A 24628-nucleotide genomic window follows, 5' to 3' on the forward strand; every position below is an offset into this window, starting at 1 on the left:
GCCTCAACGGCTCGCTGGCAAGCCAGCTTCCACACCTGTCGCAGCAACTGCCTTGAAACCGCAATGGAGGCGACGCGGTCGACAGCCCCTAGCAAGCTGCCGAAAGTGCGGTCAGGGCACGCGGCCTGGCGGCCGCTGCTAAGGATGCTGGGGGGCAGCACGGGGCTGCTGCGTGGCGGGGGGGTGACACAGGCGCTGGCGACTGCGCCCGGGGTTGAGGTAGCGCAGCCCCAGCAGGCCTGCCGTCACCAGCACGGCACCGCATACCAGGAAACCTTGGGCAAACCCGGCAGGGTGCGCGGCACCGGCGCCCTGTACCAGCAGGCCGGTGATGACAGGCGCCGCCAGGCCAGCCAGGGACGCCACGGCGTTACCCATGGCGAGGATACCGGCACGCTGCTGGCTGGGGGTGAACTCCGCCAGCATCGCTGGCCCCACCGAGTACATCACCAAAGCCAGCCCCCCGCTTAAGGTCAGGCACACAATACGCGCCGGTACCGCCAGCGTTGGCACGAAGAGCGCTGCCGACAGCAGCCCGCTGGCGATCAGACACAGGGACACGAACACCCCTCTTGCCTGGCGCGAGGGCACCCCCCGCCGCACCAACCGCTGGGACCACCAGGCCATGAACAGGCTCAGTGGCGTGGTCACCAACACGAATAGCACGAACAGCCGCCCGGTGTTGATCGGATCAATGCCAAGGCCGCTTTCCAGGTAGCTGGGCACCCAGGTCAAGGTCAGCGCCAACGACCAGTTGGCCGCAAAATGACACAGGTAATTGCACAGCACCGTGGCATCGGCCAACAGCCGGCGGTAAGGCAGGGGCTGCTCCGACGTCCCATGCGGCCGGTGATCAAGGCTGCCTTCACGCCCCACCCGCCACCAGAGCAGGCACCATACCGCCCCCAGTACCGCCAGCACGGCGAAGTTGGCACGCCAGCCAACATGCAGGCTGACCCAGGGAATCATCGCCCCCGCCACCAGCAGGCCCAGTGCACTGCCCGTGTGCAACAACGCCACCGGCAGGCTACGCCGATCATTGGCGAACCATTTGTACAACGCGTGAGTGGCCACCGGCGAACAAGGCCCCTCGCCCACCCCCAACAACACCCGGCAGGCCACAATCGCCCACATCGAATTGACCAGCAGCATAGGCAGTTGAAGCAACGCCCAGGAAGCGCCCATCAATAGCAACAGCATGCGCGTAGGGCGGCGGTTGGCCACGAACCCGCCCGCCACCGCCGATAGCGCGAACAGCCAGTGCAACGCCCCGCCCACCAGGCCGAACTGGCTTGGGCTTAGCCCCAGCTCGCGGGACATGGGCACGGCCACCAGGCCGATGACGACCTTGTCGAGAAAGTTGACCAGCATCAGCAAGGCCAGCAGCACCGCAATGGTCCAGGCGGAGCCCGGGCGAGGAGGACGTTGTTCGTGGGTCATGGCAAGCTCTCGTTCTTGTTGTTATCGGGGTAGCCTGGCAGTCACTCAGGCATGAGAATGCCCTTGGCGATGGTGTTGCGCTGAATCTCGCTGGTACCGGTCAAGATCCGCATCATGCGCGTGGCGCGGAAGAGCCACTCCACCGGGTGCCCCTGGATCAAGCCGGCGCCGCCATGCACCTGCACGGCGCGGTCGGCGATCCTAAATGCGGCTTCTGACACGAACAGCTTGCACATGGACGCCTCGGTGCGAATATCACCTCCCTGGTCATGGTTAGCCGCCGTCGCGTACACCAACGCGCGCGCCGCCTGCAACTCAGTGGCCATGTCGGCGACCAGGTGGCTGACCGCCTGGAACATGCCGATCGGCTGGCCGAATTGGCGCCGGCTGCGTGCGTGCTCGACACTCAGGTTCAACGCCAGGCCGGCCCAGCCCAGCAGGGTCGCGCCGTGCAGCAAGCGGTTGACGGTGATACGCCCCATAGCCAGGCGGAACCCGGCGCCCTCCTCGCCGATGCGGTTTTCCACTGGCACTCTCACCGCTTCAAGGACGATATCGCCGTGGCTGCCGTTGCCGGACATCACGCCATAATCACTGTTGACCTGCACGCCGTTCGCCTTGAGGTCCACGAAGAACGCCGAGATCCCCTGGGCGCCGCGCGCAGGGTCGGTCACCGCCAGCAACACGGCGACGTCCGCATGGGGTGCGCCGGAAATGTAGCGCTTGGCACCGCTCAGTACGTAATGATCACCCTCGCGGCGCGCCTGGGTCTGGATGGCACTGGCGTCAGACCCGGCCTCGGCCTCGGTCAGGGCGAAGCACACCGCCTTCTCGGCCCTGCACACCGGCTGCAGGAACACCTCGATCTGGTAAGGGCTGGCAACCTTGAAAAGATGTCCAATGCGCGGTGGCCCCGATAGCTCGCCCAGCACATGGGGCGCCAATTGGGAGCCGGTAAGTATCGCGCTTTCCTTGACCTGGCACAGCTCAGCGGTGGTCAACCCCGCCCCGCCCAGGGCCTGGGGCAGCATGAGGGTATAGAAACCGCGACGACACGAGCGCGTCCATACGTCCTGGAGCACCGCGCGGGGCACGGGCTGGCCCCAACTCAGGCCCTCGAAGCGCTCCAGTGGCAGGATTTCGTCACGGATGAAACCGCCGACGGCCGCGATGAGTTCGCTGACCTTGGCATTGGGCTGCTGCATGGGAAGTCTCCGTCGAATTAAATGCGGCGTTCGCTGTGCTGCCAGTAGGCGTCGCGGATCAGGCGGCGCACGACCTTGCCATTGGGGTTCTTCGGCAGCTCGCTGACGAAGTCCACGGCACGGGGTTTCTTGAAACCTGCCAGGGCGCGGGCGCAATGCTCGATAATGGCCTCGGCACTAAGGTTGGCCCCCGGCTTGAGCACGACCACCGCCTGCACCGCCTCGCCCCATTGCTCATGGGGTACGCCGACCACCGCGGCTTCGAACACCTCGGGCAGGCTGTAGAGCACCTGCTCCACTTCGGTGGGGTACACGTTGAAGCCACCGGAAATGATCATTTCCTTCTTGCGGTCGACGATGAACACGTAGCCCTGTTCGTCCACGGTAGCCAGGTCGCCCGTGAGGTAGTACCCGTCGCGCATCACCTCGGCGGTCAAATGCGGCGCGCGCCAGTAACCCTGCATCACGTCCGGCCCCTTGACCACAATCTCGCCGATCTCCCCGGGCCGCACATCCTGGAAAGCCTCGTCGACCACCCGCAGGTCGGTATCGAAATAGCAGCGCCCGCACGACGCAAGGCGGCGTTGGTCGTTGACCTCCACCAAGTGGTCCTGTTCGGTCAGCACCGTGACCAGCGAGCACGTCTCACCCGCGCCGTAGCCCTGGGCCAAAATCGGCCCGAACAACTCGATAGCACGCTTGACCAGCGCCGGAGCCATGGGCGCGGCGCCGTACATCACCAAGCGCAGGCTACTGAGGTCAAAGCGCTGCACCTCGGGGAAATTGACCAGCCGATTGATCATGGCCGGCACCAGGAAAAGCCGGGTGACCCGCTCCCGTTCGATGGTCTGCAGCAACAACTGGTCATCGTAGCGCTCCAGCAACAGGTTGCAGGCACCAACGGCCAGCAGCGGCATGATCTGCATGCCGCTGGCATGGGTGATTGGCCCGACATGGGCCATCACATCACCGGGGGCCGCGCGGCGCGTCGGGCTGGCGATGCTTTTGCGGATCAATGCCTTGCGGTTACCGAAGCTGAGCATGGCGGCCTTGAGCACGCCGGAACTGCCCGAAGTGTAATGCAGCACTGCCAGCGCCTCGTCGGCCGGGTCGCTGTACACCGGGGTCGGGCTACCCAGTGCCAGCAGGTCGGCGTACGGCAGGTCGCCACCCTGCCCCAAGGACACGATCAGCGTCAGCAACGGCAGCTCGGCGCGGCGCTCGGCCACGGCCTGGGCGAAGCCCTCGGCCGCGATGAGCACGGTACTGCAGGAGTCGACCAGCACCTGAATTACCTCGTCCAAAGACAGTCGGGCGTTGATCGGCACCTTGACGCAGGCGCTCTTGTAGCAGGCGATTTCCGCCTCTACCAGTTCCGCGCGGTTGGCGGCCAGTATGGCCACATGGGCGCCCCGCGCCACGCCACGCGCATCCAAACCGGAGGCCAGAAGGTTGCTGCGTTGTTCGAGCTGGGCGAAGGTCAGGCGCTGGAAGCGGTCGACCACGGCCAGCGAGTCAGGCCAGAAAAGCGCACTGCGGCTGATCAGATTTCCAAGGTTCACGTCAGGAGTCTCGTCGCCAGGAAAGGATTGACCGATCCTAGCGACTCATGCACTGGTGGGGCCAATACCCCTTCCTGATGCGCGCCATGCCGTTTCTGGCTGGCCGGCGACAGTGCCGTCCTGAACGATGGCCGCTGGTGTCTACCTCAGATAGTCGCTGGCAAGCTTCACCCAGCAGTCGGCGCCCAGGCGGATAAGCTCGTCATTGAAATCGTAATGGGGGTTGTGCACCGAACAGCCGTGGTATTCCCCTTCCCCATTGCCGAGCATGAAATAGCACCCCGGGACTTCCCCCAGCATCCACGCGAAATCCTCGGTGCTCATGATGATCGGCGCGTTGCTCCAGATGCGCTGTGGGTCCAGCAAGGGTGCGAGGCTGTCATGCAACAGCTGCGTTTCGACCGCGTGATTGACCAGCACAGGAGCCAGGTGTTCGATGGTCAGGTCAATCCGTACCCCAAACAGGTGCTCATGGCCTTTGGCAATCTGCTCAAGGCTGGCGCACACCTTGTCCAGCGTGACCTGGGCATCGGTGCGCACCCCCACCAACATCGTTGCCTCGTTGGGAATGATGTTGTACACGGTGCCAGCCTGCACGGCACCGATGCTGATGACTGCACGCTCATGCACCGACAGTTGCGTGGTCTTGATGCCCTGTATGGCGTTCACCAGGCTGGCGACGACACTGATGGGATTGATCGCCCGCTCTGGCATCGCACCGTGACCACCCTTGCCGTGAACCCGCAAGGTGGCCCTGGATGACGAGGCCATGGTCGGGCCCGGCTGAATCAGCGCCGAGCCCACCGGATAGCCTGGCATGTTGTGCAGGGCGTAAACGGCGTCACAGGGAAACCGGGTAAACAGACCATCGGCGATCATGCTTTTTGCGCCGCACAGCCCCTCCTCATCGGGTTGGAAGATCAGGTTCAGGGTGCCGCGCAAATCCGCCTTGAGTGCCAGGCGCTGCGCCGCCGCCAGCAAAATCGCCGTATGACCATCATGCCCGCAGGCATGCATGCGTCCCGGGATTTGGCTTGCGTGCTCGAAAGTGTTGTTTTCCTGCATGGGCAGCGCGTCCATGTCGGCCCGCAGGCCCAGGCGCCTGCCGCCGGGGGCGCCATGCAGCACGCCCACCAGGCCATGGCCACCGACGTTGCGATGAACCTCATAGCCCCAGCGCTGCAAGCAGTTGGCGACCATGTCCGCGGCTTCGGGCGTGTCTGCGCCAATCTCGGGGCGGCGGTGCAAGGCGTGGCGCAGCGCGATGAACTCATCCAGTTCGCCAGCCGGTGTTGTGGTGTGTAAGGTCATGTCGGTAAGTCCTTTTTTAATTAATCGCGGCCGGGGTGCTCTTTGATCAGGCACAGGCACACCAGGCTGATTGCCCCGCCGATGTACAGGTAAAACAGCGGCGCCATGGGGGTGCCGAACGCGGCGATCAACGAGGTGGCAATCAAGGGAGAAAACCCACCGAACAGCGTCACGCCAAAGCTGTAGCTCACCGAGCACCCCAGCGCCCTGTTATGCCGTTGGAAGGCTTCGGTGATCAGCGCGAAAAACGCACCTGACCCCAGGCAGCTGGGTAGCGACTGGATTGCCATCATGACCATGGCCACGGTCAGGCTTTGGGTATGTGCCAACACCCAGAACGTCACGCCGGACAACGCCAGCGAACTTGACATGGTGCAGGCGATCAGGCGCTTGCGCAGTTGATACCGATCGGCCAGGCGGGCGGCCCAGGGCGCGATGAGCGCACCGCAGGCCGCCGCGACGCACGGGATGACCATGGCACTGCTGGCCGGGTAGTGCAGCGCCGTGACCAGGTAGGAAGGCATGTAGAAAATAAACAGGTACATGCCGATGGTGGTGCTGGCCATGAGCCCCGTCGTGAGCAGGGTGTTGCGCACGTCCAGCCGCGCATGCAACGCCTGCTTGGCGGTCACCTGCGGCGCCGCTTCAAACGTTTCCGGCAAATAACGGCGGATGAACCAGCCCACCGGCCCGATTACAAGGCCTAGCATGAAGGGCAGGCGCCACCCCCAATCGTTCAAGGCGTCGCTGCTCAGTGAGCGAGTGACCAGCAAGCCAACGCCGGCGCCCAGCAACGCGGCGTAGGATTGACTGGCACCCTGCCAGGCCAGGTTGCGGCAGCGCCGTGCCGGGTTGCTGGCTTCCATCAGGAACACCGACGCCGTACCGATTTCCCCGCCCGCGGAGAATCCTTGGGTCAAGCGGCCCAGCACCAGAATCAGCGTGCCGAGAACCCCCGCCTGGGCAAACGAGGGCGCGAAAGCGATCATCGCCGTGCCCAAGGTCATCAAGCTGATCGTCAGGCTGAGTGCCGCTTTGCGGCCCCGCGAGTCGGCAATACGACCAATCATCACCGCGCCAAGGGGGCGCATCAAAAAGCCGATACCGAAGGTCGTCAGTGACATCATCAGCGATGCCAGCTCTGACTGCGCGGGGAAGAAGTTATGGGCTATGACCACGGCGAAAAAGCTGTAGATCGTGAAATCGTACATCTCCAACGCGTTGCCAAGGGCACACGCCAAGGTGGCACGTCGGGCAATGACGCTCGGGCCTGCGGCATGGTCGTGGTGTAGCAGCGCTGCTTGCGCGTGCGAACTGCTCATGCGGTGTCTCCAAGGTTGATAGGGGTGGCAGGACGACTATCGCGCAGCGGTTTGGAGACAACACATGCCCGTTTTTTTGGCAGTTACCAAAATTGCATATTGCCCACAGACAGGACACGGCGTCGTGGTGGTAACCGCGCTTTGGCGGTGCATGCCAGCTAAGTGATGCGTCATGGGTGGGCGCCGAACCAGCCAAGAGCGAGCTCCAACGTAGCACTTGCGCCCGGGCCGACGCTTGGTTGGACACTGGGGCGGGCTGCTGCTGGCAGAAAATAGCCAAACGGCATCGGCCTGAAAAAATGTAAATATTGTGACAACCCACGCATCGGCAACTCTAGGCCCGTCTACCAGCCCAGAGGAATCAACGATGCGTCGACCTGCCGCCATGCGTACTGCTGTCGTCACCTTCACGGCCCTGCTAACCGGCCCGTTTGCCCAAGCTGACGGCTTCCCCGGCCTGGCCAGGGTGTTACCGGGTTTCGGGCCCTACGGGTTCGACAAAGGCTACGATGAGCAATTTAGGCTTTATGGCACGCTGGACGTATTCGCCGGTTATCACGACTCCGATCATCACGCTGGGTACATGCTGGAAGGCGGCGGTGCATGGACCAACAAGGTCGGGCTGTATTACCGCACACCCGTGGCGCCCGACACTGTGCTGGAACTGGACGCCGAGGAGGGCCTCAACCTCAATGGCCAGGCGTTCGACCAGCACTGGAAGGACATCAGCGCACCGCGCCTGGCGGTCGTCGCGCTGCGCAGCAAGGCCTACGGCAGACTGGAGGCGGGCAAGACCTACGGCACCGGCACACCGACCACCGTGGACCCGTTCTTCGCCGTGTACGGCTCGCCCTACACCTACCTTGCCAGCGCCCCTTATGGCAAGGGCAGCTACTACAGCGATGCCAGGCCCAAGCATACCCTGGCCTACACTACCCCCGCCTGGCTGGGGCTGACCCTGCGCACGGCCCTGCAGTTTGGCTTCAACGACGCAGCCGACGCCGGCAAAACCGTGAGGGGCAAGGGCGTGATGCTGACGCACACCACCACGCGAAGCCTGTTCATGATGTCCTACAACGATGTTCTCAGCGACCCTTGGGACGACCAGGGGGTCAGCCGCCAAACCCATAACTACTTCAAGAGCACCACGCTGTTCTACGACTTCGGCCCCGTCTCGGCTGACCTCAACTGGCAGCGCCAGACTGTGGACTACCCCACCACGCCCACCATGACGGCGATTACCCTGGGCATGGTGGCGCCGGTGGGCAAAGCCGATGTCGCCCGGCTGGTATGGGTGCACCGTCACCTCAGTGCTGATGAGCAGGACGCAACCGGTGCGATGCTGGGCTACGACCACTTCATCAACCGGCACTGGGCAATTTACGGGCGCCTGGGGGCGATTAAAAATCAACCCAGAGCTTATGTGAGTTACGCAGGCATTCCGTTGGAGCAAGGCGGCGATGACCCGCAGAACCTGGCCATCGGCACTTACTACCACTTCTGATGCCACCGCCTGCCTGAGTCCTGGCGCCTGGGGGCTACTGCTGGCGCAACACACGCTTGAGGTTCAGAAACAAATCCCGGGCGGGAGTGGTCAACGCATTGCGATCTATGCTGACCAGGAAGATCGGGTAGTCCGGTATGCTCTCCCCCAGCTTGACCTCGACGACGTGATGGGGCTGACCGCCCGGGAAGATGCCCATCTGCCCCAATTCGCTGAGTGTGATGAATGCCCCGGTTCTGAGCACCATGCGGATGGCCAGGATGATCGATGAGCACTCGATGATGGTCTGCGGAAGGCGAATGTCGTTGGACTCGAACATCTGGTAGAACTGCGACGAGGCATTGTCGACCTCGTCCAGGCTTACCCACTTGGCATGCTGCAACTGACGGAGCGAATGCACATGGCGCAAAGGGTTGTCGCTATCGCAGAACACCCGTCCGCGAATCTGCCCCACCGGTTCCCAGTCAAGGTTCAGCCGCATCGCGTTCTGTTGCGACGTCAACGCGAAATCCAGCGACCCCTCACGTAGACGGTGCAGGATTTGACTGGGGCGCAATTCCACCAGCTTGATCCTCATGCGCGGGTTCTTTTCCTGGAACTGAGCCACGCACTCGTCCACCCCTGCAATCACCGCCGTGAGTGAGGTTACCCCAATCGTGATCTCTCCCACCGTAGTCTCGGTGATGTTCTCGGCCTCGATCTGAAGACGCCGTACGCTTTCCACCGCCAATTGCGCGTGGCGGATCAAGCGCTTGCCCTCGTCGGTCAGCGACATGCCCTTGTACGAGCGCTTGAGCAGGCTCATCCCCAGCAAACGCTCCAGCTCCTTGATGGAGCGACTCAAGGCAGGCTGGGTCACATGCAGAATCTGCGAGGCCTCCTGGATGCTCCCCGTCTGATCGATCGCTACCAACGCCTTGATCTGTTGCAGTTTCACTCATGGCTCTCCAATTCTTGTTGTGTGGGTTGCGCCAGGCAAAAAGCGTACCTCAATTAACAGGTTGGCGGTGCCCAGGGTACAGTGACGCGATCAAAAAGCCCGCAACGGGACGGGACAAGTATTGGTTGCAGCGACTGCCGCAGGGTTCGCGGGCGCTGCTAAGCCGCGTATCTACAGTGTGGTTCACGACCCGCGCAGCCTGCGGTGGCGCCCATTGCAGTTGATCGTGGCATTGAATCGAAGAACTTCAGAAAAGCGACGTCAAGACCGCCCCTTGCAAAGACCTTCTCTCGTTCAAGTCCTCATCTGGAGTACACTGGATACCCCCCACAGCCACCCGGGCCTGCAGTCAGAAATCGCCATTCTCGATCTCGGATCCACGTGGTGCGACTGGGGGTACCAGTGGGGGTATCTTTTCGATTTTTCGCGCCAAAACCCGCGTGCTAGAGCCTATTCAAAATGTTTTTTGGGGACCCCGATAGCCTGTGACCAAGTGCCACTGACTTCCATAAAACCGTTATAAAACAATAAGCTTGACTGGCAGCAGCAGGACCGGCGCACGCCTGCCCAGCTGCTTCAGGTTGCGCTTGGCGCCTAGCCTAGCCGGTGGTAGGCGCGGTTGAAGTACACCAGCCCCTGCCCCGCACCGCCTTGGCGGATGCCGTGCAGGGTGCAGTAGAACACGCTGTGGGTGCCCACCTCATGCACCTGTGCAATGCGGCAGTCGAAGCTCACCAGGGCTTCGTCCAACACCGGCGCACCGCTTTTCAGGGTGCTCCAGGCGGTGGCGGCGAAGCGTTGTTCCATGCTCAGGCGGCGGTCGGCAAAGGTGGCCGACAGCGCCTGGTGGGCGCCGGCCAGCACGTTCACGCACACCGCGCCGTTGGCCTTGAACGGCGCATTGGCCTGGGATGCGCGGTTCATGCACACCAGCAGCGTGGGTGGCGTGTCGGTGACGCTGCACACCGCCGATGCCGTGAAGCCATGGCGCCCCGCCGCGCCGTCGGTGGTGATGACCGACACGGCGCCCCCCAGCATTGCCATTGCATCGCGAAAGCTGCTTGCATCCACCATGCTCATGCCTCCCTCGTTGGCGTGCTCAAACCTTGACGTCGCGGCCGGCCGGCAATGCCACCACCAGCTCAAGCAACAGAATGCCCGCCAGGATCAGCACTGGCAGGTTCCAGTCGCCGGTACGCTGGTAGAGCGCGCCGATCAACAATGGCCCTGCCACCGCAATCAGGTAACCGACGGTCTGCGCCATGGCCGAGATGCGCGTGGCGGTATCGATGCTGGCCGCCTTGCCGACGAACAGGAAGGTGCCCAGCGACAACCCCGCGCCCTGGCCAAACCCCAACAGGCAGGCCCACGCCAGCACGCTGCCCACCGGCATGTACAACAGCCCCAGGGTGCCGGCCAGGCACAACAACACCGTCAGCACGATATGCGGCCGTTGATCCCGACTGCGCGCGGCCACCAATGGCGTGACGAAGCTGGCCACCATCAGGCAGATCTGGGACAGCGAGAACACCAGCGCTGCCTCGGCCAGTGTGGTGCCGCGGTCCTTGAGCAACGTGGGCATCCACGGCAGGAACACGAACAGGTTGAGCACCTGCAGGCCGAAGAACAAGGTGATCGCCCAGGCCGTGCGGTCGCGGTAGACGTTGACCGGCGCGCTGGCGTGCCCCCCATGGCCAACGACGGCCGCCTTGTGACGCAGCTGCGGCAGCCATACCAGCAGCGCCAGCAGCGCCGGCACTGCCCATAGCCCCAGGGATGCAAAGGCCCCGGGCTGGCCTGCACCCAAGGCTTGCGACAGCGGCAGCGACACACTGGCACCCAGCACCGCCCCGGCGCCGAGCATCAGCGCATACACGCCCATGACCAAGCCCATGCGTTGGGGGCCGAACCGCTTGCGGGCCAGGGCCGGCATGATCACGTTCATCACCGCGATGCCGGCACTGCCCAGCACTGTACCGGCGATCAGCGCCAGCTCGCCGAAACCGCGTAAGCCGCAGCCCAGCACCAACAAGGCCAGGGCGCCGAACAGGGCGCGCTCCTCGCCCAGCCAATGGCGCAGCTTGACCCCGGGTATGGAAAACAATCCCAGCAGCACCAGTGGCAAGGTGGTCACCAGCAGCGTCGAGCTGAAGCCCAGCTGCAGGGTCTCCAGCAGCGGCCCGACGGTGGCAAAAATCAGACGTAGGTTCAGCGACACCAGAATGAAACCCGCCCACAGCAGCCATGACTGCACCGCAGGTGCGGCAATCGCTGGCGCCGCGTTATCGGAAATACCCATGACTTTGCTGTTCATAGCGCTGCAAGCTCCACCATGACCAGGCCCTTGAGCCGCCCAGCACAAGCTTCCTGCAACGCCAAGGGGGCGTTGTCCAGGCCCTTCACCAAGGTATGCGCCAGCTGGATTCGGCCTTCGCGCTGCCACGCCTGCGCCTGCTGCAACCAGGCGTCGAACAGCGTCGGCGCATGCTCGTCGGCGCTGAAACCACGCACGGTCACGCCCTTGAGAATCAACTGGAAAGTGTCCACCTCCACCAACGCCTTCAGCGTTGCGTTGCGCGGGTTCAACTCGGCCGTCAACGCACCCAGCAGCACGCAGCGTGCACCGTGGCGGGTTTGTTCAATGGCAGCCGCCAGTTGCTCGCCGCCGACCATGTCGACGATCACGTCGATACCGTCCGGGGCGGCCACCGCCAGTTGCGTGCGGAAGTCGCCGCCGTCGCGGGTCACCACGACGTCGTAACCCAGTGCTTCGCGCATCCATTGGGCCTTCTGCTGGCCGCTGGTGGTCCCGATCACCCGGCCGGCGCCCAACAGGCGGGCAATCTGCCCGGCCATGGAGCCGATGGCGCCGGCGCCGCTGGTGACCAGCACGGTGTCGCCGGGGCGCACCTGGGCACATTCGCGCAGCGCAGCAAAAGCGGTCCAGCCGTGGCCCAGCCAGGCGGCCGGGTCGACGTCGGCGGTACCTACCCGCTTGCACTGGGCGGCCGGCACCACGGCGTATTCGCGCCAGCCCAGCGGGTGCATCACCAGGCTGCCCACGGCCAGGTCGCAGCCCGGACCTACCTGCACCACTTCGCCAAGGGCGCCATCGGCCAGGGTGTCGCCGGGGTTGAGCGGCGGGAAGGGAATGCCCTTGACCTCCTCGGCGCCCTGCTCCGCCATCAGGCGGGTGGAAATGGACACGCGGAACCAGCGGTTGCGCACCAGCACCTCGCCGGGGCCCGGGGTGCGCGCGGTGGTCTCGACAATGGCAAAATGTTCGGCCTTGAGCTCACCGCTGGTGTGGTCTATCAGAATGACCTCGCGGGACAGGCGGGTGTGTTCAGACATCGGTAATTTCCTTGTTTCAGTGGGTAAACGGCATCCGCCGCTGCGGCGCAGACCGCAACGGCAGTGCGCCCGAACGCTTCGCGGCCATTATAAAATCCGCGCCCTGCCTGCTCTGGGCGCATGCTTAGGCGATTCGGATTTAGGTTTTGGCAAAACGCGCAGGGGTCAGCGCGCCTCCAGGCCCACGGTGCGGCGCACCAGGCCGGCGCCCTCGCGGTAGTCGAAATCCAGCACCAGGCGGTCGCGCAGCAACGGTTCGCTGAGGGCGTGCTGCTCCTCGAACACCAGGGAGCGCATGGCGTGCTCGCTGGCGGCCACGTCCCACACCAGGTTCATCAGCAGGTTTTTCTCGCGGGCGCCGACCCGCTGGGTGTCGAGAAACCAGGCAAACTTCTGGCCGAACGCCGCATTGCTATCGAGGTCCTTTTCCGGGAAGCGCAGGATCAGGCCCTGGCCGCACAGCTCGCGCAGCAGATGCAGGATGCGCGGCAGCTTCTCCATGGCAAACACCCGGCCTGCCGCCAAGGCGTTGGGGCCGGGCAGCAGAATGTCGCCTTCGGACATCGTCGCCGTCTCCATGGATGCGATGCACATGCCCCGCAGGATCTCGGCGAACTGCACGATTTCGCTGACCCGCTGGCGCACCACCGGAATACCTTCCAGGCCCAGCACTTCCAGGATGACCTTGGCCAGCCCGGCGTACAGCTCGGCCTTGGTTTCCAGGCGCACCAGGGTGTACCAGTGGCTGTAGGAGGTGAACAGGTTGAAGAACCCCGCATGCGCCAGTTCCGGGGTATTGGCCGCCATGATCCGCCAGCGCGGGATGAACACGTTGTCGAACACCACCATGGCCTCGGCCTCCTCGCCCTTGGAGGTCAGCGGGTGGTCATACGCCGTGGCTCCGGGGCGCGAGACCGCTTCGCGACAGAAAATCTTCACGCCTTCGGCGTTGGTGGGCACGTAGGCCCAGAACGACTCGGCGCTATTGGCCGGGTGCAGGCTGCCAACGAAGATCTCGTTGGACTGCGGCGCGACGGTGCCCACCCCCTTGATGCCACTGATCCAGATGCCACGCTCGTTTTCACGGGTGATGCGCATCACCGCCCGGTCTGGCGCCGGCAGGTCCAGCGCGGTGCCGGTGGAGCGGGCGCGGTAGCCCTGGGGGTCGACGATGGCCTCGGACAGGTACAGGCTGTTGCGCTCGGCGTAGTCGTGATAAGCGGCGATGTTCTCCGCGTACTCGGGGCATTTCTTCTGGAAGGTGGGAATGTAGCCGAGCATGCCCACCGAGAAGCTGGCAATCATGTCCAGGCTGCGGCAATGGGTGCCCCAGGTTTTCTGCGCCACGTGGCGAATAGCGCGCCGGCGCTGGGCCAGGTCGTCCTTGCTGCGTGGCGCCATGTAGGCCGACGACGCCAGGTAACCGTCGGCGCGCCGGTAGGTCAGCAGGTCATCATTGGCGCCGGCCAGTTGCTCATCATAGATCTGCGCCACCTGGGCGATACCGCCGGCGGTGGAAAAATGCGTGGTGACATCTTCTACCTGTTCGCCCTGGTAGATCACCGTACGGTCGTCGCGCAGTGACTGCTTGAATGCCTCACCACTTTTCAGGAATTTGCGCTGGTCTTGCATGCTGTGCCCCATGGTTGCGTGCGGTTGCGGGAATGGCAGATGCCTGGGCCGGGCCCAGGCGCAATTGAGCCTCAGTCGACCGGAATGCCGGCGCGGCGAATGGGCGTGATGGGAATGCCCAGGGCCACCATCTGGCGGTAGGGGTTCATGAATTCGCGCTGCTCGGTGATCTTGCCGTTGTGCAGGTAAAACGTATGGAAGAAGTGGTTGGCGTAATGGCCGGGCTCATAGCCGGGGAAGTTGATGGCGCCCTCGCCGTCGCATTCGGCGATGAAGTAGTTGGGGTCCTGGGTCTCGAAGATCTGCACGTTGGTCCACTCCCAGTCCGGGAAGCACTCCAGCGACCAGGCGCCATGGCGCTTGAGCACCGCGTGGCTGCGCGAGACGATGGGGGCCAGGGTGTCGTTGGTCCACAGCCCGGCCGAGCCGTTTTCGGCGAACAGCTGGTAGCGGGTCAGCCGCCCCTCACCGCGTCGGCTCATGTAGTCCTCGACGGTCGCGCGGTTGAGTTCGCGCAGGGTACTTTGTTCGGCGGGCCAGGGGTTGGTGACTGCTTGCTTGCTCATGGTTGTCTCCTTGGGGTTGAAAGTGTGGTGTTGAGGGGGGCTTACCACTTGCTGAACGTGCCGTGGGCGACGATGACGCCGCTGCCGCCGACCTGGATCGGGCCGATGCGCCCGAGGCTGCCGTGCACCTGGGCGCGCATCAGCGAGGGGCGGCCAATTTCCACCCCCTGCACAATCTCGATGGCCTCGCCGAAGGCCAGGCGGTCGTGGCGAATCAGGTGCAGTGCCAGGGGCCCGGCGGCGGAGCCGGTGGCCGGGTCTTCGGTGACGCCGTAAGCCGGCGAAAACATGCGTGCGCGCCACTGCCGCCCGTGCCCGGCGAAGCAATTGATGGCCACGTCCGGCAATGGCGCCAGCAGGCGCAGGTCGGGTTTCAGGGCGGCCAGGCTGGCCACGTCCTTGAGGCCCACGAACACGTGACGCGGGCCGTTGACGTACATCTCCACCGGCAAGGTCGAGCGCTCAAGGCCCAGGGCTTCAAGCACCACATCGGCGTGCTCGTAGGCAGACCAGGTGGGCACCGGCTGGTCCATCTGCACCGCAGCCAGCGCCCCGCTGGCGTCACGTTGCAGCTGGAACGGCACGGTGCCCATGCCGGTCTCGAACTTCAGCAGCGGGCCGGCGAAGTCCTGGCCCAGCACCACGGCGGTGCCCAGGGTGGGGTGGCCGGCGAAAGGCAATTCGTTCACCGGGGTAAAAATCCGCACCCAATAATCGCCGTCCTTGCGCGGCGGGAACACAAAGGTGGTCTCCGACAGGTTCAGCTCGCGGGCTATGCGCTGCATGTCCTCGGCGCTCAGGCCCTCGGCATGGGTGAACACCGCCACCGGGTTGCCGCTCAAGGGCTGCTCGGTGAAGGCATCGGCGATGACGTAATCGTAGGTGTGCATGGTGTGTCCTTTCACATCAGGGCTGGAATGGCCGTGGCCAGGCCACGGGCGTCGCGGGTGATATGCAGCAGCGCCTCGGCCAGCAGCGCCGGGCCACGCTCGGTCAGAATCGACTCGGGATGGAACTGCGTGGAGCAGAAGCCCGAGCCGCGCAGGGCGTGCACTTCATGGCTTGCGGCATCGCGGCAGACCTCCACGCGCTGGCCGTGGTACAGCAGGCTGGGGTGCGGGTGGCGAGCACAGAAGGTGTTGTAGAAGCCCACTTTCTGCAGCGCACCGAAGTAGTCGATAGGCACCTGTACGCCCTGGTTGGGCTGCGCCAGCCGGCCGACGGGCAGGCCCAGTTCCAGGCACAGCAGCTGGTGGCTCAGGCACACCGCCATGAACGGCTTGCCGTGCGCCAGCGCCTGCCTCAGTGCAGCGCGCAGGCCATTGATGCGCCGGTCGCTGGGGTGGCCGGGGTCCCCCGGCCCCGGGCCGAATAGCGCCAGGTCCCAGTTGCCGGTCTGCACGCGCCAGTCATCGACGCTGGCGATAGACACTTTCACGCCCAGCGCCCGCAGCTGCTGGCCGAGCATTTCGGTGAAGCTGTCTTCGGCATCGATGATCAGCAACTCGCGCCCGGCCAGCTCGCGCGTAACGCTGCGACGGGCCTGGAAGTCGGCCAGCCAGAAGGTCGAGATGCCAGCGTTGCGCTGGGCCAGCGCGGCGGCGATGGCGGGCGACTGTTCCACGTCCAGCAGCGACGACTGGGTGAACGCGTTGAGAATGGCCTGGGCCTTGACCCGGCTTTCCTGCGCCTCGCTGGCGGGGTCGGAATGGCGGACGATTGTGGCGCCCACCGACACCCGCAGGGTACCGCCCTGATCGATGTCGGCGGTGCGAATCATGATGGTCGAGTCCAGCGCCACCTGCCCCGAGGCCTCGCGGCCGAACAGCGCCAGCACCCCGGCGTAATAGCCGCGGCCACAGGCCTCGTGACGGGCGATGACCCGGCAGGCGTTCTGCACCGGGCTGCCGGTGACCGCCGGCGAGAACAGGGTCTGCCGCAGGATGGTGCGCGGGTCGGCGTCGGAGCGGCCTTCCAGCACGTATTCGGTGTGCGCCAGCCGCGACATCATCTTCAACCGCGGGCCGATCACCTGCGCACCGTCGGGGCAGAACGAGGACATCATCTTCAGCTCCTCATCCACCACCATGTACAGCTCGTCGCTCTCCTTGCGGTCGTCCAGGAACTGCAGCACGCCGGACAGGGTGGCGCCGCCCACCGGGTAGCGGTAAGTGCCGCTGATGGGGTTCATGCACGCAACGCCAGCCTGCAGCGACACGTGGCGCTCGGGCGAGGCGCCGATCCAGGTGCGCTCGCCGGTGTGCACCAGGAAGGTCCAGTAGGCCTTGCTTTCCTGCTGGGCCAACTGCTTGAAGGCGGTGAGCGCGCTGCCCAGCGAATACTGCTCGATGCTGGCCTGCCAGGTGCGCTTGATGACGAAGTTGGCGCCCTCGCCGTTGCTGATTTCGTTGCCGATGATGCCCCGCACCAGCTGGGCGTAGGCGTCGTCGTCGATGTCGAACGCACCGGCGCCGATGGCCACCGGCGTGCCGGGCCATTCCTGCAGGGCGAGGTGCAGCGCCACCGTCTGCGACTCTTGCACCTGCATCAGGCGCAGGCTTTCACCGTCGTCGATGCAGTCGTAGCCGCGTTCACTGACCTGCCGGTACGGCACCAGGCTCAGCAGCCAGGGGCCGACGTGGTCGGCGGGCGGCAGCGGTATCTGGTCCAGCCGCTGGCACTCGAAGGTGGCGCCGCGCAGGATCTCCAGGGTGGGCACGCCGCCCTGCCCTGCACGAATCAACAAGGCGAACGCCCCCAGCGCCTGCGGCGCCTGGCGCAGCCGGGTGAGCAGCGAGGCATTCATGCCAGCACCTCCCCGGTGGCGACAATGCAGGCGCAGGCCTGTGCGGCATAGTTGAGGGTCGCAACGTGGTCCTGGCGGGAAAAATCAGCCACTGCGTCGCTGACGATGAACGTCTCGATGTCATGGCTGAACGCCTCGATTGCAGTGGCCAGGATACCGATGTGTGCGTACACGCCGCAGATGATCAACTGCTGCTTGCCGTGCTCGCGCATCAGCCGCAGCAGGTCGGTATTGAAGAAGGCGCTGTAGCGCCACTTGGTCAGCAGCCAGTCGCCGTCGCGCGAGGCACAGCGTACGTCGAGGTGGCGGTCCTGGGGGTCGACCTTCATGCCTTCACCCCAGAAGTCGCGCAGCAGGCCGCGCTGCTGCGGGGTCATGCCGCCAGGCTGGGCGGTGTAGGCCACCGGCATGCCCAGGGCACGGGCCCGGCCAATCAGGGTTTCGACGTTGCCCACCAGGGCCGGCGCCAGGTCCTGGGGTGGCAGCGGGCGCAGGAAGAAGCGCTGCATGTCGTGCACCAGCAACACGGCGCGCTGCGGGTCCACCTGCCACGGTGCCACGTTGGGCGCGATTTCATCGCGGTGCGGCAGGCGGTAGGACGAGATAGAGGGAATTCCAGCCATGACTCACTCCTGTTGCAAGGGAAAGGGTTAGGGTTGGCGCTGCGCTCAGGGCTGCAGGCGCGAGGCAGTCCACTGCCCCTGGGCCCACTCGTATTTGAGGCGCTTGTAGAGACGGTCCGGGGCGAACTGCCAGAACTCGACGAGGTGCGGGCGCAGGATGAACCCGGCCCACTTCGGTGGCCGCGCCAGGCCGCCAAGCGCGCCGGCGGCCAGGGCCTGCTCGCGCAGCGCCTGCTCATCGGCCAGCGGCGCGCTTTGCGTGCTGACCACCGACATGGCGTGGGACTGTGGTGGCCGCGCGGCCCACAGGGCATCGGACTGGCCGGCGCCCAGCGCCTCCACCGGCCCGCTGACGATGACCTGGCGCTGCACCTGCGGCCAATGGAACACGCAGGACGCCCAGCCGGTGGCCTGGAGGTCGGCGCCCTTGGGGCTGTTGACATGGGTGGCGAACACCAGGCCGGCGGCCGACACATCAAGGATCTGCACGATGCGGTTGGAGGCAATGCCCTGGGCGTTGGCCGTGGCGAAGGCCACGGCGGTCGGCTCGATGACTTCGGCGGCCTTGGCCTGCGCCAGCCAGGCGTGAATGGCCTGTACCGGGTGCTGGGGGGTGGCGTCGAAAATGCTCGGTGCTGCGCTGTTCATCATTGGTGCCTCATGAGGGGTGGCATGGCCTGGGCGCTGGGCGCCAGGGCCTGGTTGGCGTAGCTGATAAAGTTGAATTCGGGGCGCAGGGCGATGTGCGAGGTCAGCGTCTGCACGTCTCGCCAGGTCTTCTGCAACTGGCTGGTGCTGTAATGGGCGTGCGCGCCGCTGAGGCGGAACACGCGGTTCATGGCGTCCAGCAGCAGCTGCGCGGCAAAGGCGCCATCACGGGCGTTGCGCGCTACCTGCAGCGGGGTCAGTTCGCCCTGGTCGGTGAGCTCGCAGGCGTTGCGCAGCAGTAACCGACAGGTATCGACCGTGCTGCAGGCGCTGGCGTAGGCAATGGCCAGTTCGTTGGGCAGCGTGCTGGCGCCCAGCACCTGCGCCCACTGTTCCAGGCAGTGGCTGGCCGCGCCCAGGGCGCAGGACAGGAACAGCGCGGGGTCCGAGCCCACCGGCGAGGCCTGGTACTGCGGCCCTTGGGCGTGGCGGGCGCGGCCCTTGACCAGGTCGCTGCGGGCAAAGGTCATGTGGCTGGGCACGTGCACGTCGTCCAGGGTGATGGAGCGGCTGCCGGTACCGCGCATGCCCAGGGTCTGCCAGTCGTCCAGCACGCGCCAGGCATGGGACGGCACGGCTGCAAAGCGTGGTTCGCGCTCCTGGCCCTTGGGCTCGATCAGCACCAGGGCCCAGCGGGCGAAGTCGATGCCCGACAGGTAATGCCAGGTGCCGGAGAGGCGCCAGCCCTCTGCCGTGGTCTCTACCGTGCCGGTGCAGCGGAACGAGGCCGACAGGCGTACATCGAGGCCACGGCTCCAGATTTCCGTCTGCGCAAGGGGGGGCAGGTAGGCCGCCATGCGCCCGGTGACGGCCTGGATCACCGCGCACCAGGCGGCAGAGGGGCAGGCACTGCCAAGGGCGATGACGCGTTGTGACAGTTCGGCAAAGGTGCCGGGCTGGCCGCCCTGTTCGCGGGGCACGAAATGGCGGGCGAAGCCAGCGGCGGTCAGCGCGTCCACCACCTCTTCGGCCAGGGCGCAGCGCTTGTCGGCGCTGGACGCATGCTGGGCGGCCACGGCGCAGGCGTGATCAAGGGGTACAGGGGTGCGCAGCAAGCTGTGCTGGGGCATGGTGCAGTCTCCAGGGAAAGTCGAGGTTTATTCGGTGGGCCGGGCCTGGGGCACAGGCCGCAGTGGTTGGCCGCCGGCCAGCAGCCAGGTCAGCATCAGCGCCAGCCCGGCCAGCAGGCAGGCGAACAGGCCGGCGTAGCCCACGTGGTCGAGCAACACCCCCGCCAGCATCGGCAGCAGCGTGCGGCCAACCACGAACAGGCTGCTCTGGATGCCGTAGTCCAGGGCCGCCAGGCCAGGCCGGGCATGGTCCATCATCAGGCCGAACACCAGCCCGCCCGAGGCGCCCATCATCAGCGCCACCACCAGGGCCGCCACGGTGAGCGCCGTGGCGCCCGGGGCCAGGCCGGTGACCAGGGCCATCAAGCCCAGCGCCAGCAGGTTGCAGGCGGCGAACAGCGGTAGCGCGACCTGCGTGCCGCACCGACGTGACACATAACCGCCGGCCAGGCTGGCCAACGCCGCCGCCACGCCACCGCCGACACCGACGATGCGGGCGATGTGCTCCGGTGCGAAACCCTGGTCCAGCATCAGCGGCTTGAGGAACACCCACACGGCGCCGATCAGCGGGTAATACAGCACCAGCAGCAGCGCCCACCGGCGCTGGCCAGGCATGGCGAACCAGGCCAGCCAATGGTTGGCGCCAAGGGTGGGAGCCTGGGTAGCTGAGCCATCGAGGGCAGGCTCAGGCAGCAACGGCACCACCAGCACACCCGACAGCACCACCACCGCCAGCACTATCAAGGGCCACGCCCAGCCCAGCTGGCTGTGCAGCATCAGCATCAAGCCACCGCCGACAATCGCCCCCACCGACACCGCCGCCGAGCGCACCGCGCCGGCCCGCAGGCGCTCGGCCTCTGGCAGCAGGCGGATGGCCAGGGCGTTGATCGGCAGGTCGGCGCAGGTGCCCAACAGGCTTACCAGCATGGCCAGGCCGAACAGCACGCCATAGGGCGTGCTGCCCAGGTCATTGGCCGCCAGCACCAGCAGGCTGGCGACGTAGCCCAGGCCCAGCAGCAGCGCCCAGTTGCGGTAACTGGCGCGCCCCAGCGGCCAGCGTTCCAGCGGCGCCGCCAACAGGAACTTGGCCAGGGCCGGCAGGCCGGTAAGTTGCATCAGGCCGATCTGGGTGCCGCTCCAGCCGTGCTCGCGCATCACCAGCGGCAGGCCGATGAACAGGTAAACCAGCGGCGCGGTCAGCACCAGGTTGAGCCAGCCGAGCAGCAACTGCCGCGGCCACCACGAACGCATCTGCATGTTCATTCCTTATTTGCGCCAGGTCAGCCGCAGGCCGACTTCGCGTGGCGGGCTGTAAACCGTGTAATAGCCGGCGTTGTAGCCGACCGCGTCGTAGCGTTTGTTGGCCACATTGTTGGCGTAGGTGGCCACCTCCCAGTCACCCTTGCGGTAGCCGGTCACCAGGTTCACCAGGCCGTAGCCGTTGCGCTCGTAGCGGTTGGCGGGGTCGAGGTAGATTTTGCTGGTGCCTACCACCCCGGCCTGGGCGTACCAGCCGTTGGGCGCGGTGTAGCGCACGTCGGCGTGGCCGGTAAGCTTGGGGGCGAAGTTGTTGTAGTTGCCGGCGTAGCTGGCGGTGCCGTCCTGGAAGCTGTCGTAGGTGGTGCGGTTCCAGGCCAGGCCACCGAGCAACTGCCAGCCCTCGGCCAGCAGGTAGTCCAGGTCCAACTCCACGCCCTTGGCGGTGGCCCGCGCGGCGCTGGCGGTGTAGATCAGGCCGACCGCCGGCTGCACCTGCACCTGCATGTTGTCGATTTTCATCAGGTAGGTGTCGATGGCATAGCGCAGGCGCTGGTCCAGCACCCAGCCCTTGAAGCCGGTTTCATAGCTCCAGATTTCCTCCGGCGCGTACGAGGGGTAGTCCAGGGTGGAGACGAAGACGTTGTAGCCACCCGCCCGCACGCCGCGGCCGGCGGTGATGTACCACTGGTTCTGCGGGTTGAACTGGTACTGCAAGGTGAGCTTGGGCGAGAAGTACTCCCAGTCCTCGCTCTTGTGCGTGCCACCGGCGGGGCTGATGGCAGCGGTCATGCGCTCCACCCGGGCGCCGGCCGACAACGTCCAGGCGTCGGTAAGCGGCAGGTTCCAGTTGCTGAACAGCGCCACCGACGAGGTCTTCAGGTTCGCGCGGTAGTCGTAGAACGTCGGGCTGCGCAGGGTGAAGTTGCGCAGGTCGTTGTCGCCCCGGTCACCGTACAGGCCCACCAGCCAGTCGGCGCGGCCCATCTGCCCTTCCACGCGGAACTCCTGGGACAGGGTGCGCATGTGGTTGTCGCGGCCGATGTACAGGGTCTGCGCCGGGCGGAAGTCGGTGTCCTGCAGCACGTCGTCGTGGTAGTCGTTGTAGGCGGTGATGGAGCGCAGGCGCAGGCCCGAGTCCAATTCGTGGGAGGCATTGACCGATAACGTCTGGCCCAGCGAGTGGTTCCAACTGGGGGTGCCCGAGGCCACCTTCGCCCGCGGGTCGCCAACGTTGCCCCAGCGCGTGGCGCCGTCGTCGTAGTCCTGGCGCACGTAGCGGGCGACTATGTCGGTAGCCTCCGAAGGCGTCCAGCGCAGGCCCATGTTCAGGTCCTGGTGGTCACGGTCATCGTCCTTGCCGCCGGTGTAGGTATTGCGGATAAAACCATCCTGCTTCAGCACGGCACCGGAAATACTGCCGTACAGCGTGTCCGCCACCAGCGGCGCGCTGAGCGCGAAGCGCAGCTCGCGCTTGTCGCGGCTGCCGATGTCGGTGGACACCGTGGCGCGGCTTACCTCATCCATCGGCTGGCTGTGGATGGCGATCACCCCCGCCTCGGCGTTGCGGCCATACAGGGTGGACTGCGGACCGCGCAGCACTTCCACGCGGTCAACGTCGAGGAAGCTGTTTTCGAACCCCTGGGCCATCATGGTCGGTACATCGTCCACCAGCATCAGCATGGACGAGGCGTAGGAATGGATGCCGGCGGTGAGACCGCGCATCACCGGGGCTTCCATGCCGGCCTGGCCGAAGGGCTGGAACGACAGGCCGGGAATGCGCCCCTCCAGCTGTTCCATGGTGGTGATGCCCGACTGTTCGATGTCCTGGCCGTCGATCACCGCCACGCTGGCGGGGACTTTTTCCAGTGGCCGGTCAACCTTGTCGGCCGACACAGTCACCGCCGGGAGCACCGTCACCGGGCCGGCCACGGCCGTGTCCTGGGTGCTGTCGGCCAGCGCGGCAACCGGGTGGGCCAGCGCCGACAAGGCAAGGAAAAGGGAGCGGCGCAAGGCGCCGGAGTGGTAGTTCATGCAGTGACCCAAGGCAGTAAGGGGGGCTGATTTGTGTGGTGGCCACTATAGGAAATAAATACGAATACATCTCATTCGTTTCTTAGTCGATACGGATTCTCTGTTTGGCATTTCGGATCCGACACGCCATCATCAGCAGCATTGGAAAGGAGTCACCATGAGCTATCGCTTCACGGCCGCGGATCGGTCGGCGCCCACCCGCGTGGGCAATACCCCCTGGGTGCGCTCGCAGCTGCCCGCCGAGTTGGGCACCTGCTACACCGACCAGTTGCTGTTCGAGGACGGCCTGGCCGTGGTGTACGCCAACTACCACCCACGCCATGACCTGGTGGAAACCAGCACCCAGGAGCGCCAGCGCTCGCTGACCGTAGCCGTGGCCCTGGACGGCCAGTCCAGCAGCACCGGGGCCAACGGCCAGCGCTTCGACTTCATTTCCGGGCAAAGCACCATCGCCGCCTATGGCTGCCTGCGCGGCGAGCGCCACTACCCGGCCAACCAGGCCATCCGCCAGGTGCGGCTGATTGCCCAGGAACCGCTGCTGCACAAGTACGGCCTGATGGGCCTGCTGGATGGCAGCGGCCAGGGCAAGAACACCCACCACCTGTTCTGCGGCAAGCACGGCGCCGCTACCCAGCGCCTGGCCGAATCGTTGATCCACCTGCATGACCACGCCGGCAGCCTGCTCGACACTCACATCACCGCACTGGGGCTACTGTCGGAACAGGTGCGGCCCTTCGTGCCGCAGGAAAAAGTGACCAGCAAAGCCTGGGCGCACGACCAGGACATCATGCAGCGCGCACGCGGCATCCTCATGAGCCAATACGACAGGCCGCTGACCGTGGGCTACCTGTGTGCGGCTGTCGGCACCAACGAGTTCAAGCTCAAGCAGGGCTTCCGCACCCTGTTCGGCACCAGCCCGCATCGCATGCTCACCGATATCCGCATGGCCAAGGCCTGGGAGTTGCTGGAGACCGGGCTGCAGGTGTCGACGGTGGCGTACAGGGTGGGGTTCGCACACCTGTCCAGCTTCAGCGCAGCGTTCGAGCGCTACTACGGCCGCACCCCAAAATCGGTGCGCCCCGCCACCTCGTAGCAGCCGCAGGCTGCGTCCGGGCCTACGCGGTGGTTGCCGCCTTGAGCAACCAGACAAAGTGAGGGGCGCGCATAGGGTCGCCAACGAAGGCGGTCTTGGTCGGACGATCCATATTGACAGGAGGTTGTGGGTAGCAGCTCGAGTAGGGAGAAGAACCTGTTGGTCATCGGCGTTCAATCCTGCCGCATTGATCCTCTGCGG

20 protein-coding genes are annotated in these 24628 nt (G+C 65.4%); 2 read left to right on the plus strand and 18 right to left on the minus strand.

The window, feature by feature from the left end:
- Nucleotides 1-138: 138 nt before the first annotated feature.
- The 5 genes from ACWKWX_RS20085 to ACWKWX_RS20105 all read right to left on the minus strand — a co-directional run bounded on the left by ACWKWX_RS20085 (nucleotide 139) and on the right by ACWKWX_RS20105 (nucleotide 6840).
- Nucleotides 139-1440 carry an MFS transporter gene (locus tag ACWKWX_RS20085; protein WP_483828676.1) on the minus strand — a complete coding sequence of 434 codons (1302 nt, stop codon included), beginning with the start codon at nucleotides 1438-1440 and terminating at the stop codon, nucleotides 139-141.
- A gap of 41 nt (nucleotides 1441-1481) precedes the next feature.
- On the minus strand, nucleotides 1482-2645 hold the full coding sequence (locus ACWKWX_RS20090; RefSeq protein ID WP_483828677.1) for an acyl-CoA dehydrogenase family protein: 1164 nt from the start codon (nucleotides 2643-2645) through the stop codon (nucleotides 1482-1484).
- A gap of 17 nt (nucleotides 2646-2662) precedes the next feature.
- Complete coding sequence (locus ACWKWX_RS20095; RefSeq protein ID WP_483828678.1) at nucleotides 2663-4207, minus strand: AMP-binding protein; 1545 nt, start codon at nucleotides 4205-4207, stop codon at nucleotides 2663-2665.
- A 141-nt stretch (nucleotides 4208-4348) separates the two neighbouring features.
- A complete protein-coding gene (locus ACWKWX_RS20100; RefSeq protein ID WP_483828679.1) occupies nucleotides 4349-5518 on the minus strand; it encodes an amidohydrolase in 1170 nt (389 codons plus the stop codon).
- A gap of 20 nt (nucleotides 5519-5538) precedes the next feature.
- Entirely contained in the window at nucleotides 5539-6840 is a 1302-nt protein-coding gene (locus tag ACWKWX_RS20105) for an MFS transporter (protein ID WP_483828680.1), read from the minus strand.
- Between the two features lie 385 nt (nucleotides 6841-7225).
- On the opposite strand from ACWKWX_RS20105, the gene ACWKWX_RS20110 reads away from it, so the two are divergent.
- On the plus strand, nucleotides 7226-8344 hold the full coding sequence (locus ACWKWX_RS20110) for a porin (RefSeq protein WP_483828769.1): 1119 nt from the start codon (nucleotides 7226-7228) through the stop codon (nucleotides 8342-8344).
- Between the two features lie 34 nt (nucleotides 8345-8378).
- Here ACWKWX_RS20110 and ACWKWX_RS20115 read toward each other — a convergent pair whose 3' ends face one another.
- The 13 genes from ACWKWX_RS20115 to ACWKWX_RS20175 all read right to left on the minus strand — a co-directional run bounded on the left by ACWKWX_RS20115 (nucleotide 8379) and on the right by ACWKWX_RS20175 (nucleotide 23334).
- A complete protein-coding gene (locus tag ACWKWX_RS20115) occupies nucleotides 8379-9281 on the minus strand; it encodes a LysR family transcriptional regulator (RefSeq protein ID WP_483828681.1) in 903 nt (300 codons plus the stop codon).
- Nucleotides 9282-9878: 597 nt separating this feature from the next.
- The gene (locus ACWKWX_RS20120; protein ID WP_416427598.1) at nucleotides 9879-10358 is read right to left on the minus strand and encodes a flavin reductase; all 480 of its coding nucleotides are present in this window, start codon (nucleotides 10356-10358) and stop codon (nucleotides 9879-9881) included.
- A 25-nt stretch (nucleotides 10359-10383) separates the two neighbouring features.
- On the minus strand, nucleotides 10384-11598 hold the full coding sequence (locus ACWKWX_RS20125) for an MFS transporter (protein WP_483828682.1): 1215 nt from the start codon (nucleotides 11596-11598) through the stop codon (nucleotides 10384-10386).
- On the minus strand, nucleotides 11595-12638 hold the full coding sequence (locus tag ACWKWX_RS20130; RefSeq protein WP_416424180.1) for an MDR family NADP-dependent oxidoreductase: 1044 nt from the start codon (nucleotides 12636-12638) through the stop codon (nucleotides 11595-11597). Before ACWKWX_RS20130 ends, ACWKWX_RS20125 begins: the two co-directional genes overlap by 4 nt.
- A 165-nt stretch (nucleotides 12639-12803) precedes the next feature.
- Nucleotides 12804-14270, minus strand: coding sequence for a 4-hydroxyphenylacetate 3-hydroxylase N-terminal domain-containing protein (locus ACWKWX_RS20135; RefSeq protein WP_483828683.1), 1467 nt, complete (start codon nucleotides 14268-14270; stop codon nucleotides 12804-12806).
- A 71-nt stretch (nucleotides 14271-14341) separates the two neighbouring features.
- The gene (locus ACWKWX_RS20140) at nucleotides 14342-14836 is read right to left on the minus strand and encodes a PhzA/PhzB family protein (protein ID WP_416424178.1); all 495 of its coding nucleotides are present in this window, start codon (nucleotides 14834-14836) and stop codon (nucleotides 14342-14344) included.
- Nucleotides 14837-14877: 41 nt separating this feature from the next.
- Nucleotides 14878-15726, minus strand: a complete 849-nt coding sequence (locus tag ACWKWX_RS20145; RefSeq protein WP_416424177.1) for a PhzF family phenazine biosynthesis protein — start codon at nucleotides 15724-15726, stop codon at nucleotides 14878-14880.
- Nucleotides 15727-15737: 11 nt separating this feature from the next.
- Nucleotides 15738-17642 (minus strand): anthranilate synthase family protein, encoded by a 1905-nt coding sequence (locus tag ACWKWX_RS20150; protein WP_483828684.1) that lies wholly within the window; start codon nucleotides 17640-17642, stop codon nucleotides 15738-15740.
- Nucleotides 17639-18265 (minus strand): isochorismatase family protein, encoded by a 627-nt coding sequence (locus ACWKWX_RS20155; protein WP_483828685.1) that lies wholly within the window; start codon nucleotides 18263-18265, stop codon nucleotides 17639-17641. The genes ACWKWX_RS20150 and ACWKWX_RS20155 overlap by 4 nt, the downstream gene beginning before the upstream one ends.
- A gap of 45 nt (nucleotides 18266-18310) precedes the next feature.
- Complete coding sequence (locus tag ACWKWX_RS20160) at nucleotides 18311-18916, minus strand: pyridoxal 5'-phosphate synthase (RefSeq protein WP_416424174.1); 606 nt, start codon at nucleotides 18914-18916, stop codon at nucleotides 18311-18313.
- On the minus strand, nucleotides 18913-20043 hold the full coding sequence (locus ACWKWX_RS20165; protein WP_483828686.1) for an acyl-CoA dehydrogenase family protein: 1131 nt from the start codon (nucleotides 20041-20043) through the stop codon (nucleotides 18913-18915). Before ACWKWX_RS20165 ends, ACWKWX_RS20160 begins: the two co-directional genes overlap by 4 nt.
- A 27-nt stretch (nucleotides 20044-20070) precedes the next feature.
- Nucleotides 20071-21300, minus strand: a complete 1230-nt coding sequence (locus tag ACWKWX_RS20170; RefSeq protein WP_483828687.1) for an MFS transporter — start codon at nucleotides 21298-21300, stop codon at nucleotides 20071-20073.
- A gap of 9 nt (nucleotides 21301-21309) precedes the next feature.
- Entirely contained in the window at nucleotides 21310-23334 is a 2025-nt protein-coding gene (locus ACWKWX_RS20175; protein WP_483828688.1) for a TonB-dependent receptor, read from the minus strand.
- Between the two features lie 157 nt (nucleotides 23335-23491).
- On the opposite strand from ACWKWX_RS20175, the gene ACWKWX_RS20180 reads away from it, so the two are divergent.
- On the plus strand, nucleotides 23492-24427 hold the full coding sequence (locus tag ACWKWX_RS20180) for a helix-turn-helix transcriptional regulator (RefSeq protein ID WP_416424170.1): 936 nt from the start codon (nucleotides 23492-23494) through the stop codon (nucleotides 24425-24427).
- Nucleotides 24428-24628: the final 201 nt, after the last annotated feature.

The sequence above is a fragment of the Pseudomonas imperatae genome, assembly GCF_057128625.1.